Consider the following 13,557-nt stretch of genomic DNA (forward strand, 5'->3'; position numbering starts at 1 on the left):
GAACACGTCAATTTTCCCTGGTGACCCTACGGCTATACTCCTTAACCATAAAGGAGCAGTGATACATTTTCGCCAGCCCGGCGGCGAAATAAACAAAAACTGGAGGAATGTCGTGCAAACTTTTCAAGCCGATCTTGCCATAATTGGCGCTGGCGGAGCAGGTCTTCGCGCCGCAATTGCCGCCGCGCAAGCTAATCCAAATGCTAAAATCGCTCTAATTTCTAAAGTCTATCCTATGCGCAGCCACACCGTGGCCGCTGAAGGGGGTTCCGCTGCCGTCGCGCAGGATCATGATAGCTTTGAGTACCATTTTCACGACACCGTTGCCGGTGGCGACTGGTTGTGCGAACAGGATGTCGTTGACTACTTCGTCCACCAATGCCCGAAGGAAATGACCCAGCTCGAACAGTGGGGATGCCCCTGGAGCCGCCGCCCGGACGGCAGCGTCAACGTCCGACGCTTCGGCGGCATGAAAATCGAACGCACCTGGTTCGCGGCCGATAAAACCGGTTTCCATATACTGCACACCTTGTTCCAGACTTCCCTTCAGTTCCCGCAAATCCAACGCTTCGATGAACATTTCGTCCTCGATATTCTGGTCGATGATGGTCAGGCGCGTGGTTTGGTCGCGATGAATATGATGGAAGGCTCGCTGGTGCAGATCCGCGCCAACGCAGTCGTGCTGGCGACCGGCGGTGCAGGACGCGTTTATCGCTACAATACCAACGGTGGTATCGTCACTGGCGATGGTATGGGTATGGCGCTAAGCCACGGCGTACCGCTGCGTGACATGGAGTTCGTGCAATATCATCCGACCGGCCTGCCGGGTTCCGGCATCCTGATGACCGAAGGCTGTCGCGGTGAAGGCGGCATTCTGGTCAACAAGGACGGATACCGCTATCTCCAGGATTACGGTATGGGGCCGGAAACGCCGTTGGGCGAACCGAAAAACAAATACATGGAACTTGGCCCACGCGACAAAGTCTCCCAGGCTTTCTGGCACGAATGGCGTAAAGGCAACACCATTCCAACTTCGCGTGGCGATGTGGTTTATCTTGATCTGCGCCATTTGGGTGAGAAAAAACTACTTGAACGATTACCGTTCATTTGTGAACTGTCGAAAGCCTACGTCGGCGTAGACCCGGTGAAAGAGCCGATTCCAGTTCGCCCAACTGCGCACTACACCATGGGCGGCATCGAAACCGATCAGCAGTGTGAGACCCGAATCAAAGGACTGTTCGCCGTCGGCGAGTGTTCTTCTGTGGGCCTGCACGGCGCGAACCGTCTGGGCTCCAACTCGCTGGCAGAGCTGGTGGTCTTTGGCCGTATGGCAGGTGAGCAGGCCATCAAGCGCGCCGCTGAAGCCGGAGAAGCCAATAACGCGGCGCTGGACGCGCAGGTCGTCGATATCGAAAAACGCCTGAAAGATCTTGTGAATCAGGAAGGTAACGAGAACTGGGCGAAGATCCGTGACGAAATGGGTCTGTCGATGGAGGAAGGCTGCGGCATCTACCGTACGCCAGAGCTAATGCAGAAAACCATCGATAAGCTGGCCGAACTGCAGGAACGCTTCAAGCGTGTACGCGTCACCGACACCTCCAGCGTGTTCAATACCGACCTGCTTTATACCATTGAGTTGGGTCATGGCCTGAACGTCGCTGAATGCATGGCGCACTCAGCCATCGCTCGTAAAGAGTCCCGCGGCGCGCATCAGCGTCTGGATGAAGGCTGCACCGAGCGTGACGATGTCAATTTCCTCAAACACACGCTCGCTTTTCGCGATGCCGATGGCACCACGCGCCTGGAGTATGGTGACGTAAAAATCACCACTCTACCACCAGCAAAACGTGTGTACGGTGCTGAAGCGGAAGCAGCCGAGAAGAAGGAGACGACGAATGGCTGATATGAAAAATATGAAAGTCGAAGTGGTGCGCTACAACCCGGAAGTGGACATTGCACCCCATAGCGCTTTCTATGAAGTTCCCTACGATGAGCAAACCTCGCTACTTGATGCCCTGGGCTACATCAAAGATAACCTTGCGCCTGACCTGAGCTACCGCTGGTCCTGCCGCATGGCGATTTGCGGCTCCTGCGGCATGATGGTGAACAAAGTGCCAAAGCTGGCCTGCAAAACCTTCCTGCGTGAATACACCAAAGGCATTAAGGTTGAGGCGCTGGGCAATTTCCCGGTTGAGCGCGACCTGGTGGTCGATATGACCCACTTTATTGAAAGCCTGGAAGCGATTAAGCCGTACATCATTGGTAACCCGCGCACAACTGACCAGGGGCCCAACAAGCAAACCCCAGCGCAAATGGCGAAGTATCATCAGTTCTCCGGCTGCATCAACTGCGGTCTGTGCTATGCCGCCTGCCCGCAGTTTGGTCTGAATCCAGAGTTTATCGGCCCGGCGGCGATCACCCTCGCCCATCGTTATAACGAAGACAACCGCGACCACGGTAAAAAGGAACGTATGGCGCAGCTTAACGGCCAAAATGGCGTCTGGACATGCACCTTCGTGGGCTACTGCTCCGAAGTCTGCCCTAAACACGTCGACCCGGCGGCCGCGATACAGCAGGGTAAAGTAGAAAGCTCGAAAGACTTTCTTATCGCCACCCTGAAACCACGCTAAGGAGTGCAGTATGACGACTAAACGCAAACCCTACGTGCGGCCAATGCCGTCCACCTGGTGGAAAAAGCTGCCGTTTTATCGCTTCTATATGCTGCGTGAAGGAACAGCAGTACCCACGGTCTGGTTCAGCATTGTGCTGATTTACGGACTGTTCGCGCTGAAGCATGGCGCGGAGAGCTGGGCGGGCTATATTGGTTTTCTACAAAACCCGATAGTAGTCATCCTGAATTTGATTACGCTGGCGGCCGCATTGCTGCATACCAAAACCTGGTTTGAATTGGCGCCGAAAGCCGCCAATATTATCCTGAAGGGCGAAAAAATGGGGCCAGAGCCGGTTATCAAAGGGCTTTGGGTGGTGACCGCAGTGGTCAGCGTGGTGATTCTGTTTATCGCCCTGTTCTGGTAAGGAGACTGGCATGATTAACCCTAATCCAAAACGTTCCGATGAACCGGTATTCTGGGGACTGTTTGGCGCAGGCGGCATGTGGAGTGCGATTATAGCACCCGTAATGATACTGCTGGTCGGTATTTTACTGCCGTTGGGCCTCGCACCCGGTGACGCCTTCAGTTATGAACGCGTACTGGGCTTTGCCCACAGCTTTATTGGTCGCGCATTCATTTTCTTGATGATTGTTCTGCCGCTGTGGTGCGGACTCCACCGTATTCATCATGCGATGCATGATTTAAAAATTCACGTTCCCAGCGGTAAGTGGGTATTTTACGGCCTGGCGGCGATTCTGACCGTCGTGACTCTGGTCGGTATCATATTCATTTAAAACCGAGAGTCGACTCCGCGTTCACCTCGACCCCGGCAAGCCCGGTAGCATTTTGTTACCGGGCTCTCTTCTCAAGAAAATTCTGCCGCACTTTTCCTGCCGAAATCTACACTTAGCTTAAAAGCTGGCAAGGAAAAAATTATGCGTATGCTTCCCGTCATTGCGGTTGTTGCCGCTTCATTTCTGCTTGTTGCCTGTAGCACGCCCACGCCACCACAAGGCGTGACTGTTGTGAGCCCATTCGCCACACAGCGATATCTGGGGACCTGGTATGAGATTGCCCGCTTTGACCATAATTTTGAGCGTGGTTTAGAGAAAGTCACCGCAACTTACAGCCTGCGCGAAGACGGTGGACTGGATGTGGTCAATAAAGGATACAACCCCGATCGAGGCATATGGCAAAAAACTGATGGCGTGGCTTACTTTACCGGTGAACCCACACGCGCCGCGCTGAAGGTCTCATTTTTTGGCCCCTTCTATGGCGGCTATAACGTGATTGCGCTGGACAAGGATTACCGTTACGCGCTGGTTTGCGGCCCAGACCGCGATTATCTCTGGCTACTGGCACGCACGCCGAAAATCCCACAGGAAGTGAAACAGCAAATGCTGGATATCGCTACCCAGCAGGGCTTCGACGTGAGTAAATTGCTATGGGTCAATCAACACTATTAATGGGCGCTGATTTTCAAGCCAATAATGCCAATCACAATACACGCCAGGCTGGCAATGCGCATCGGGCTGGCGGATTCACCTAATAGCAGAATACCGGTTATCGCCGCACCAACGGCGCCAATTCCCGTCCACACCGCATAGGCTGTCCCTACGGGCAGGCTTTTCATCGCCCATGACAGCAAGGCCATGCTGACGACCATCGCAACAATGGTAATCACGCTTGGTACCAGGCGGCTAAAACCGTGGGTATATTTCAGGCCGACTGCCCACACAACTTCCAGCAGACCAGCAACAAATAACACTATCCAGGACATATGGCTCCTTGATGGGGCCGTCCCCAGATGTGAAACGCTTACGGGTCGTCCCGTAAGGTGGATGATAACTCGCAGAGAGTATACACAACGAGGATGAGTCGAGGAAGAACGGTACGACCGCTGGCCGTACCGTCATGGTCTATTGCTGAGCTTTGGTCGCGGCACCGGAAATCGCATCACCGCCATCGGAAATATCCTGACCTACACCGCGCGTGGTGTTACATGCAGTCAATACAGAAGAGAGAGCCAAAACCGTAAAGAACGTTGCAATCGCTTTTTTCACCATAATGTCATCCTTATTTACCAGTTTTAGTTATCGTGCCCTATAAGCATAGACAACCTGGTCCAGGATGAGGGGAGCTCAACGCTTTTTAAGAGAAAAAGAGATTACAAGTGTGAAGCAAAGAGATTGTGGGGATATGAATAAGAATTGCCTGATGAAATCAAATTAACCAGCAGCGTGAGAAATCGCGTGTCCTAAACTCTGAATATCTTCGCCAACACCACGAGCTGTATTGCATCCAGCCAACAGCGAGCAACCGAGAGCTAACAGTACCAACAATTTGATCGCACGGTTCATCTACCCTACCAGCTATGTCGATTCGTAGAGGGCGCAGCGTCGCGCTGCGCCAACCATCTCATTGCAGAAATTACTTCACGCGGGATACGTATTCGCCGGAACGAGTATCCACTTTGATGACTTCGCCAATCTGCACGAACAGCGGAACTTTAACGACTGCGCCAGTGGTCAGGGTCGCTGGTTTACCACCGGTACCTGCGGTGTCACCTTTCAGACCTGGGTCAGTTTCAACGATTTCCAGCTCAACAAAGTTCGGCGGAGTTACGGAAATAGGCTGACCGTTCCACAGGGTCACGATGCACTCGGCCTGATCCAGCAGCCATTTAGCGCTATCACCAACTGCTTTTGAGTCCGCAGCCAGCTGTTCGAAAGTAGAGTTGTTCATGAAATGATAGAACTCACCGTCGTTGTACAGGTAAGTCAGGTTCATATCGACAACGTCTGCACCTTCAGCAGAGTCAGTTGACTTGAAGGTTTTCTCAACGCGGGTACCAGTCAGCAGGCGGCGCAGCTTAACGCGCGCAAAAGCCTGGCCTTTCCCTGGTTTAACGAATTCACTGGCTTCAACTGCATAAGGTTCGCCGTCCATCATGATTTTAAGACCGGCACGAAAATCGTTGCTATAGTAAGTCGCCATAAGGCCCTCTGAAATTTTGTTAATTGGTAGCTAAGCCACAAAATGGCGCATATTGTAACCCTAAATACCCCATCCAGAGAAGATTGGTTAGCGCAACTTGCAGATGTTGTGACCAGTCCAGATGAACTGCTGCATCTTTTAAATGTAGACGCAGATGCGAATCTATTGGCAGGACGCGATGCAAAGCGCCTGTTCGCACTGCGTGTTCCACGAGCATTTATCGCTCGCATGGAACCAGGAAACCCTAACGATCCTCTTCTTCGTCAGGTACTTACCTCTCAGGATGAGTTTATTACTGCCCCCGGATTCTCCACCGACCCGCTGGAAGAACAACACAGCGTGGTGCCTGGTCTGCTGCATAAATACAGTAACCGTGCGCTCCTGCTGGTTAAAGGCGGCTGCGCGGTAAATTGTCGCTATTGTTTCCGTCGTCATTTCCCGTATGCCGAAAATCAAGGCAATAAGCGCAACTGGCAGGCGGCACTGGAGTATATCTCAGCCCACCCGGAGCTTGATGAGATCATCTTTTCCGGCGGCGACCCGCTGATGGCGAAAGATCATGAACTTGATTGGTTAATAACGCAGCTGGAATCTATTTCACATATCAAGCGCCTGCGTATTCACAGTCGCTTACCCATTGTCATCCCAGCGCGTGTTACCGATGCGTTAGTTGCGCGTATTTCTACATCATCGTTACAGGTGCTGTTAGTGAACCATATCAACCACGCCAACGAAATAGATGCAGAATTTCACGCAGCTATGAAGCGGCTTCGCATGGCTGGCGTCACGTTGTTGAACCAAAGCGTACTGCTACGCGGCGTAAACGATAACGCTCAGACCCTGGCAGACCTGAGTAACGCGTTGTTTGATGTCGGAGTCATGCCTTATTACCTGCACGTTCTGGATAAAGTTCAGGGTGCAGCGCATTTTATGGTTAGCGATGATGAAGCCCGGTCGATTATACGAGAGTTACTTACCCTGGTATCCGGTTATTTGGTGCCAAAGCTAGCGCGGGAAATCGGCGGGGAGCCGAGTAAAACGCCACTAGATTTAGGTTTAAAGCAGTGCTAGTTACATTTTCTGCCGAGCATCGCCCGGCAGACTGTCAATTAATCAGTTCATATCTGATCTGATATACAGATATTTAATAAAGTTTACATAACTACCAGAAAGTGAACCCAGTGGCCTATTAGGCGTAAATATAAAAGGAAGTTATAAGCTTATTCATTAGTTATTACTTACAAAAAGAGAGCAATTATGTCAGCTGCTATCATCACCAATAGCAAAGGTAGGATCCACTTAGGTAACTTAAACGCTGCATCAACACTTTTCATCTTATCCTCCTGAGTAAGCAAATTATTAACTTTATTTCTCTCTAACGGGGGCGAAGAGACATTATTTATTACTTGAATATTTGAAGTGTTTTCCGAGTTTTCCTCTTCCGTTCTGAAGAACGACGCGATATGCGATCCTGAAGCGAGAACAAACCCACGCTGCCTTACCGTCACTATAATATCTTGCGATAATCCCGCCTTAAGTAACGATTTTCTCAGTAAGGATATATTTTGATAAAAAGTGTTTTGAGATACAACAACACCTCTGGTCTTCCACACCGTATCCAGAAACTCCTCTCTGGATATAATTTTCCCATTACTTTCCAATAAAAGCTGGAGACAGCGTGCAGTAGGCGCGTTTAAGCTCACACCTTCGCCGTTCTCGCCCAGAGGTTGTAGTTCGTTTACATTTACATTAAAAATAACTTCATTATTAATGATATATTCATTGAATATCATAGTCCCTTTCCGCCCTCATTAACTATGTGAAATAACGATGAATTAAATTCAATTTCATCTTTAGAAATCAGGATACATCCCTATAAACCAACCAGATTAGATAATTTCAAGTATAAATTAACAACTCCAGACCTGGAGCAAAGATAAGGTTATCATGATATTTGAACTGAATGGAAGACCAATTTTACCACTATCCATTTCATCCATAGCTATTATTATCAACGTAATCATCATGTGAATTTACCACCTTCAAAAAACAAACTTTAAATTCAAGAAAAATTCACATGCACTTTATCGTTCTTCGACTTAGATTTGTCGTCGCTCCGGCACATTCAGTTCGCTGTATACACTATGTATACAATAGCTGCGGCGGGAGAAAGATAACGATAGTGCTCAGGCATAGATAGTGGATTGTTAATTATTACCCACACCACTAATTAACAATCGAGCCCAGCATCTATTCAGGACTTTAGTATCTATAAATGGATTAAATAAATGAAAAAAACAATTTTAGCTGTAATGGTCGCTGCTTCTGCAGTTCTGAGCGCTCAGGCAATGGCAACCAACACCGCTCAGGTAACTGTGCTGGGTGAAGTCTCTGATGCAGCTAACTCTTGCGTAGTGACCCCAACTGGTACCCTGAACAACGGTATCGTTCAACTGATCACTGTGACCACTGTCGAAGCGAATGCTGAAGCGGCTGGTGCACTGTTCAAAGCTCAGGACTTCGGTTTTGACGTGAAAGACTGTGCACAGGGCAGCAAAACGCCGGTTACAGGCGTGACTGTAAATGTTACTGGCGCCTCCAGCAGCGCTGCAACCATTCTGGACAACACTGCTCCAGGCGGTGCAACCGGTATCGGTATCGGTATCCAGCGCGTCAGCGATGCGCATCGTGTAGCCTTCGATGGTTCCGACACCATGACTGAAAGCTACTCTGCTACCAGCGGTACTCAGCTGAAATACACCACTGGTTATGTAAGAACAAACGCTGCCACCCCGGTTACCGAAGGTCCGGTTAAAGGTGTTGCGACCTTTACTATCGATTACACCCTCTAATTTTTTCCCAAAGGGCCCGCTTCACGGTGGGCCCTTTTTCGCATTCAGAGAAAAACCATGTTCAGGACCTTATTAAATCTCACCGCATCCTGTGCATTACTCCTCAGCAGTATTGCCCATGCCGGTATTGTGATTGAATCCACCCGCTATCTTTATAAAGAAGGTGCCCGCGAAATTACCGCGCAAATCGAAAATAAAGATGATATTCCCTATCTAATTAAATCCTGGGTTGAGACCCCTACCGGGAAATCCCCTGCGTTTATGGCCACCCCGCCGCTGTTCCGCCTTGAGGGAAAGCAGCAGAATACCGTGCGTCTGTTTTCTACGGGAAACGTTAATGCCCCAACTGACCGGGAGTCCATGTACTATTTTAACGTAATGGCTATCCCTCCGGCGGATGATGCCAAAGCGAATAACAACACCATTCAACTGGCAGTCCGCCACCGTATGCGCCTGGTCTACCGCCCCAAAGCGCTTTTTGACCTCTCCCCAAATACGGAAGCGAAAAAGCTCGAATGGCGTAAAGCCGGAACCAAACTGACGATCAAAAACCCGACACCCTTTTTCTTCTATTTCCACAGTATCCAGATTGGCGGGAAAGAAGTGAAACCGGAAGTAAACTCTGTCGCCCCAATGGCGACCAAAGAAGTAACGTTAAAAGGAAATATCAGCGCCTCCAGCATCACCTGGAAAGTCGTCAATGATTATGGCGGAGCAGGTTCGCTCTATTCCTCATCGCTGTAATAAGAAATTTATTTTATCATTATAGGGATGTGTCTATGCCAAATAAGAATAATGGATTATTCAAACTGTCCACGGTCTGTCTTGCAATGCTTCCGGCATTGCTTTCTGGTTTGAATAATAAAGCGCAAGCACGTGACTTTTTCGATCCCTCATTCATTAGTTCATTGAATGGTAGTGATCCATCAACGACACCGGACTTATCCATATTCCAGACTCAGAATGCGCAGGCACCCGGGGATTATCGAGTCGATATTATGTTTAATAGTCGCTATCTGGACACCAGGACGATGAAGTTTGTCACCAATAGTCGTGCGACTGGAAATAACCGCGAGCCAGCTCTGGTTCCCTGTCTGAGCCTGAAAGCGTTAGCGGAGTACGGCGTACGCGTTAAAGCCTTTCCTGAACTGGTCGAAGATAAAAACGGCTGTGCCAACTTTACGGTAATTCCTGACACCAAAACAGATTTTAACTTCACCGCCCAGCGTTTAAATATCTCTATTCCGCAGGCGGCGCTATCCACGACCGCGCAAGGGTATATTCCCCCGGATCAGTTTGATGATGGTATCAACGCTCTGCTGATGAACTATCAGTTCAGCGGCTCAAATGACATGCAGGCCAATGATGAATATTACAGCCTGAACCTGCAGTCTGGCCTCAACGTGGGTCCATGGCGTATCCGTAATCTGAGCACCTGGAACAAAAATAACGGTGATGCAGGAGACTGGGAATCGGCTTATCTCTATATGCAACGCAGCATACGCCCTATTAACAGTAATCTGGTTATGGGCGAGAGCTCCTCGCTCTCCGGCATCTTCGACAGCGTACCGTTTACCGGGATACAGCTGGCTACCGATACTTCGATGCTCCCGGAAAGTATGCGCGGCTATGCGCCAATTATTCGCGGCATCGCCAAAACCAATGCCCGCGTCATCATTAAACAGAATGGTTATCAGGTATACCAGACCTACGTGGCGCCGGGGGCATTTGAAATCGCCGATATGTACCCGAGCGGCGGCAGCGGCGATTTGTACGTTACCGTGGAAGAATCCGATGGCTCAAAACAAGAATTTGTCGTGCCGTTCGCCACGCTGCCGGTGATGGTTCGCGAAGATCAGTTGGAGTATGAAATCACTTCCGGTAAGTATCGCCCTTACGATGGCGGCGTCGATGAAACACCTTTCACCCAAGCTACTGCAACCTACGGCGTCTCCAGTAGCCTGACGGTATATGGTGGTGTCCAGGCTGCCTCGCGCTACCAGGCTCTGTCAACGGGTCTCGGCTATAACCTTGGCGAACTTGGCGCAGCCTCGGCTGACGTCACTCAAGCCTAGTCGAAAAAGAAAGACGATGAAAAAACTTCCGGACAGTCCTGGCGCATACGCTACGGAAAAAACATCGTGGAAACCGGTACCAACGTCACCATCGCCGGCTATCGCTACTCTACCCGCGGGTTCAATACCCTCTCTGAAGTGCTGGATAGCTATTCAAATGACGGCAACTATAGCTCGCGCTCTCTGCGCAACCGCACTAACCTGACGCTTAACCAAAGTCTGGGTAAAGGCCTGGGTAGCCTGTCCATAAGCGGATTAATTGAAGATTACTGGGACGATAAGCGCACCAACAAATCGATCAGTGTGGGCTACAACGGCGGCTTCCGCAATGTGAACTATTACCTGGGTTATAGCTATAACCGCTATACCTGGAGTGGGGATAACTCCGGTAAAGATGCTCAGGACGATCAGCGCATTACCCTAACGGTGACCCTGCCGCTTAGCAATTGGCTGCCAGGTACCTATACCAGCTATCAGTTAACTAACAGCAACCCGGGCTCCACCGACCAGTCGGTCTCTATCGGCGGTGTCGGGCTGGATAACGACAGCCTGGAATGGAGCCTGCAGCAAGGGTACAGCAACCGGGAATACTACAGCGGCGATATGCGCGCGACCTACAATGGTGCCCGCGGCAGCGTCAATGCTGGCTACAGCTACGATCGCGGTAGCGAGCGTATTGACTACGGCGCCAACGGCAGCATCGTCGCACATGCCGATGGCATCACACTTGGCCAGGACATCACTGACGCCGCAGTGCTGGTTAAAGCGCCAGGACTGGATAACGTTAGACTGACCAACGACAACACCCTCTCCACCGACTATCGCGGCTACGCCATCGTGCCGTACGTTACTCCTTACCGTCGCACCGATATTACGCTTGACAGCACTACGCTTGGCGAAGATATGGAGCTGCCCGAAACCACGCAAAGCGTCGTTCCGACGCGCGGCGCCATCGTGCGTGCCAATTATGCTGGCAATATCGGCCAGCGGGCATTTGTCCACCTGAAAACTGCCAGCGGTCAGGATGTGCCTTATGGCGCGATGGTACTGTTGGCCGGGGACAGCAAAGCGCAGCCAAATATCGTCAGCGACGCCGGGATGGTCTATATGTCTGGCCTGCAAGAGACCGGGATCCTTAACGTTCAGTGGGGCAAAAGCGCAGCGCAGCAGTGCAACGCCTCCTTTACATTACCGGCCAGGGAAGGCAAAGCGACTGGCATCAGTCAAATCGAAACGGTTTGCCGTTAGTCATTCATAGGGAATATATTGATGAAAAGAATAATTACTCTAATAACGTTACTAATAATTGGTGGCGAAGCTTCTGCTAAATGTACATATGACGGTAGTCCCAAGCGTCAAGGCTTAACACTGAACAAGGTCAAAATTCCGACTGATACCTCCATTCCGGTAGGTACTGTTTTGTATACGAGTAAGTTTGGTATTGGTGCATATAAAACATTTACTTGTGATAAAAATACCGATGACCAATATATTATTAATGTCGGTGCCGCCGTTGTTCCAGGCGTCACCGGTATTCAAGGTGGTACCGTATATGAAACGGGGATTGATGGAATTGGCTTTCAGATCTCGGACTTATTGCGCAGTAAAAATGGTTCGCTGGTTGCTGCCGAGGCTGGATCAACCCTGGTACCAATAACAAAATCATCTGAGAACAACTATCGATTTATTACCATATGGTTAATCAAAACTAAGACCGTTATTGACACTAGTACTAAGACCGGTTCAACCCCTTCGGTTTCCTTTTCAGTAGGTAATTTACAAACCAATCCGGTCGCGAACGATAGACTCTTATATGAAGCACTATCTATCACGATTAAAGACATCAATTATCGCACTACATCTTGTAATATTTCTACGCCACAATCGCAAGTTACGCTGAATCGCATCGACAAAGGACAACTCATGTCACTGCCTCGAGGGGCAACAACTCCAGCGCAGAAAAATATTTCTATGAATATTAGCTGCCCGAATGACTCCGTAGGTAATACTGTCACCTATTGGTTTAATCCTGTAGGAGGGATAAGCACCTCAGGTGATGGGGTTGTAGACAATATGCTTACCGGTAGTGATGCTGCGAATAAGGTAGGAATTATATTCAAACTATCGGGCAGCCCTGTTGTTTTCTATGATACTGATAGTTATAAATATAAAATAAACACCACAAATGACCTCAATAAAACCATCAATTTGACAACTGATTATTATCGACAAAGTGATAGTAGTTCCGATGTCACAATGGGTCTCGTTAAAGGGATGGTTGAGATTGTAATTCAGGAAGATTAAATCATCCCCATTACATTTTTTTGGGGGGGTGATACCTCCCTCCCCAAAAAAATCACAGGCACCTTTATGAATTACTTAAAGAAAATATAAACCACATACTATTTCACCTCTAAAGTTGACACCTGCATCTCTCAAGCATATGAAACCAAAGCCAGCCAAATAAATTCACATACAATTCATAATCATTTTATTGATCATCGTAAGACATTCACCTATCTTTCTACACCGGGCGATTAATTCCCCAGCAATGTTTAACATGTAAAATTTATTTAAATTTAAAGGAATAATAGCAATGAAACAATTAACCATTTTTGAAATGGAAGAGATTTCCGGCGGATATTCATGGGATTTTTCATCTTTAACTTCTGCAATCACCTCGATTGCATCGAATGGAGTTGAGGCGGCGGGCAGTGCTTTATTAGGCGGCGCACTTTATGGTATGTATGGCTCGATCGTTGGCGGCTCTCATGGCGGCAATGGCGGCGGTCTCCTGGGTGTTGGCACTATCGGTATGTGTATCGGGGGGGTTTGGGGTCTGGTTGTGGGCGCAATTGGTGGCGCTGCTACAGGTCTTGCACTGGGCTGGGATAAAAGTTTAGAACTGCTCGGGGGAGCGATGGAAGGAATAAATAAAGGAACTCTCACCCCTTGGCTTTCTTAAAACAGTTTTCGAAGTTATAGACTTGTAATTGGTCTTAACATATTCGATATATTTAA

15 protein-coding genes and 1 pseudogene are annotated in these 13,557 nt (G+C 49.3%); 11 read left to right on the plus strand and 5 right to left on the minus strand.

Annotation, left to right across the window (positions count from 1 at the left end; all coding sequences use genetic code 11):
• Positions 1-112 precede the first annotated feature (112 nt).
• From frdA to ACMYSL_RS26620, 5 genes are all read left to right on the plus strand, one after another.
• A complete protein-coding gene (gene frdA / locus ACMYSL_RS26600) occupies positions 113-1,903 on the plus strand; it encodes a fumarate reductase (quinol) flavoprotein subunit (RefSeq protein ID WP_434660513.1) in 1,791 nt (596 codons plus the stop codon).
• Complete coding sequence (locus ACMYSL_RS26605; RefSeq protein WP_434660514.1) at positions 1,896-2,630, plus strand: succinate dehydrogenase/fumarate reductase iron-sulfur subunit; 735 nt, start codon at positions 1,896-1,898, stop codon at positions 2,628-2,630. Before frdA ends, ACMYSL_RS26605 begins: the two co-directional genes overlap by 8 nt.
• A gap of 10 nt (positions 2,631-2,640) precedes the next feature.
• The gene (frdC, locus tag ACMYSL_RS26610) at positions 2,641-3,036 is read left to right on the plus strand and encodes a fumarate reductase subunit FrdC (protein ID WP_112216222.1); all 396 of its coding nucleotides are present in this window, start codon (positions 2,641-2,643) and stop codon (positions 3,034-3,036) included.
• Between the two features lie 10 nt (positions 3,037-3,046).
• Positions 3,047-3,406, plus strand: a complete 360-nt coding sequence (frdD, locus tag ACMYSL_RS26615) for a fumarate reductase subunit FrdD (RefSeq protein WP_434660515.1) — start codon at positions 3,047-3,049, stop codon at positions 3,404-3,406.
• A gap of 141 nt (positions 3,407-3,547) precedes the next feature.
• A complete protein-coding gene (locus ACMYSL_RS26620) occupies positions 3,548-4,078 on the plus strand; it encodes a lipocalin family protein (RefSeq protein WP_434660516.1) in 531 nt (176 codons plus the stop codon).
• Here the strand turns inward: ACMYSL_RS26620 and sugE are convergent.
• From sugE to efp, 4 genes are all read right to left on the minus strand, one after another.
• Positions 4,075-4,392, minus strand: a complete 318-nt coding sequence (sugE, locus tag ACMYSL_RS26625) for a quaternary ammonium compound efflux SMR transporter SugE (protein WP_434660517.1) — start codon at positions 4,390-4,392, stop codon at positions 4,075-4,077. The genes ACMYSL_RS26620 and sugE overlap by 4 nt on opposite strands.
• A gap of 139 nt (positions 4,393-4,531) precedes the next feature.
• The gene (gene ecnB, locus ACMYSL_RS26630) at positions 4,532-4,678 is read right to left on the minus strand and encodes a lipoprotein toxin entericidin B (protein WP_434660518.1); all 147 of its coding nucleotides are present in this window, start codon (positions 4,676-4,678) and stop codon (positions 4,532-4,534) included.
• 162 nt (positions 4,679-4,840) lie between these two features.
• Entirely contained in the window at positions 4,841-4,972 is a 132-nt protein-coding gene (locus tag ACMYSL_RS26635; protein ID WP_434660519.1) for an entericidin A/B family lipoprotein, read from the minus strand.
• Between the two features lie 70 nt (positions 4,973-5,042).
• Entirely contained in the window at positions 5,043-5,609 is a 567-nt protein-coding gene (gene efp / locus ACMYSL_RS26640; RefSeq protein WP_110274494.1) for an elongation factor P, read from the minus strand.
• Positions 5,610-5,651: 42 nt separating this feature from the next.
• Between efp and epmB the strand changes: the two genes are divergently transcribed.
• On the plus strand, positions 5,652-6,680 hold the full coding sequence (gene epmB / locus ACMYSL_RS26645) for an EF-P beta-lysylation protein EpmB (RefSeq protein WP_434660520.1): 1,029 nt from the start codon (positions 5,652-5,654) through the stop codon (positions 6,678-6,680).
• A 167-nt stretch (positions 6,681-6,847) separates the two neighbouring features.
• On the opposite strand, the gene ACMYSL_RS26650 is transcribed toward epmB, so the two are convergent.
• Entirely contained in the window at positions 6,848-7,402 is a 555-nt protein-coding gene (locus tag ACMYSL_RS26650; RefSeq protein ID WP_434660522.1) for a winged helix-turn-helix domain-containing protein, read from the minus strand.
• Positions 7,403-7,897: 495 nt separating this feature from the next.
• Here ACMYSL_RS26650 and ACMYSL_RS26655 point away from each other — a divergent pair, with 495 nt between their 5' ends.
• The 5 genes and pseudogenes from ACMYSL_RS26655 (at position 7,898) to ACMYSL_RS26675 (ending at position 13,501) form a co-directional block, all read left to right on the plus strand.
• On the plus strand, positions 7,898-8,461 hold the full coding sequence (locus ACMYSL_RS26655; protein ID WP_434660523.1) for a fimbrial protein: 564 nt from the start codon (positions 7,898-7,900) through the stop codon (positions 8,459-8,461).
• 57 nt (positions 8,462-8,518) lie between these two features.
• Complete coding sequence (locus tag ACMYSL_RS26660; protein ID WP_434660524.1) at positions 8,519-9,205, plus strand: fimbrial biogenesis chaperone; 687 nt, start codon at positions 8,519-8,521, stop codon at positions 9,203-9,205.
• A 35-nt stretch (positions 9,206-9,240) separates the two neighbouring features.
• A pseudogene (locus ACMYSL_RS26665) lies at positions 9,241-11,784 on the plus strand (fimbria/pilus outer membrane usher protein).
• Positions 11,785-11,805: 21 nt separating this feature from the next.
• Positions 11,806-12,840 (plus strand): fimbrial protein, encoded by a 1,035-nt coding sequence (locus ACMYSL_RS26670; protein WP_434660525.1) that lies wholly within the window; start codon positions 11,806-11,808, stop codon positions 12,838-12,840.
• 292 nt (positions 12,841-13,132) lie between these two features.
• Positions 13,133-13,501, plus strand: a complete 369-nt coding sequence (locus ACMYSL_RS26675) for a hypothetical protein (protein ID WP_434660526.1) — start codon at positions 13,133-13,135, stop codon at positions 13,499-13,501.
• Positions 13,502-13,557: the final 56 nt, after the last annotated feature.

It is taken from the genome of Klebsiella sp. MISC125 (assembly GCF_051131775.1).
Classification (GTDB): domain Bacteria; phylum Pseudomonadota; class Gammaproteobacteria; order Enterobacterales; family Enterobacteriaceae; genus Klebsiella.

What these genes read in the sequence shown, in the direction of transcription:
- ACMYSL_RS26605 (WP_434660514.1), top strand. Translation starts at nt 1,896, where the DNA reads ATGGCTGATATGAAAAATATGAAAGTCGAAGTGGTGCGCTACAACCCG.
- frdC (WP_112216222.1), top strand. Translation starts at nt 2,641, where the DNA reads ATGACGACTAAACGCAAACCCTACGTGCGGCCAATGCCGTCCACCTGG.
- frdD (WP_434660515.1), top strand. Translation starts at nt 3,047, where the DNA reads ATGATTAACCCTAATCCAAAACGTTCCGATGAACCGGTATTCTGGGGA.
- ACMYSL_RS26620 (WP_434660516.1), top strand. Translation starts at nt 3,548, where the DNA reads ATGCGTATGCTTCCCGTCATTGCGGTTGTTGCCGCTTCATTTCTGCTT.
- sugE (WP_434660517.1), bottom strand. Translation starts at nt 4,392, where the DNA reads ATGTCCTGGATAGTGTTATTTGTTGCTGGTCTGCTGGAAGTTGTGTGG.
- ecnB (WP_434660518.1), bottom strand. Translation starts at nt 4,678, where the DNA reads ATGGTGAAAAAAGCGATTGCAACGTTCTTTACGGTTTTGGCTCTCTCT.
- ACMYSL_RS26635 (WP_434660519.1), bottom strand. Translation starts at nt 4,972, where the DNA reads ATGAACCGTGCGATCAAATTGTTGGTACTGTTAGCTCTCGGTTGCTCG.
- efp (WP_110274494.1), bottom strand. Translation starts at nt 5,609, where the DNA reads ATGGCGACTTACTATAGCAACGATTTTCGTGCCGGTCTTAAAATCATG.
- epmB (WP_434660520.1), top strand. Translation starts at nt 5,652, where the DNA reads ATGGCGCATATTGTAACCCTAAATACCCCATCCAGAGAAGATTGGTTA.
- ACMYSL_RS26650 (WP_434660522.1), bottom strand. Translation starts at nt 7,402, where the DNA reads ATGATATTCAATGAATATATCATTAATAATGAAGTTATTTTTAATGTA.
- ACMYSL_RS26655 (WP_434660523.1), top strand. Translation starts at nt 7,898, where the DNA reads ATGAAAAAAACAATTTTAGCTGTAATGGTCGCTGCTTCTGCAGTTCTG.
- ACMYSL_RS26660 (WP_434660524.1), top strand. Translation starts at nt 8,519, where the DNA reads ATGTTCAGGACCTTATTAAATCTCACCGCATCCTGTGCATTACTCCTC.
- ACMYSL_RS26670 (WP_434660525.1), top strand. Translation starts at nt 11,806, where the DNA reads ATGAAAAGAATAATTACTCTAATAACGTTACTAATAATTGGTGGCGAA.
- ACMYSL_RS26675 (WP_434660526.1), top strand. Translation starts at nt 13,133, where the DNA reads ATGAAACAATTAACCATTTTTGAAATGGAAGAGATTTCCGGCGGATAT.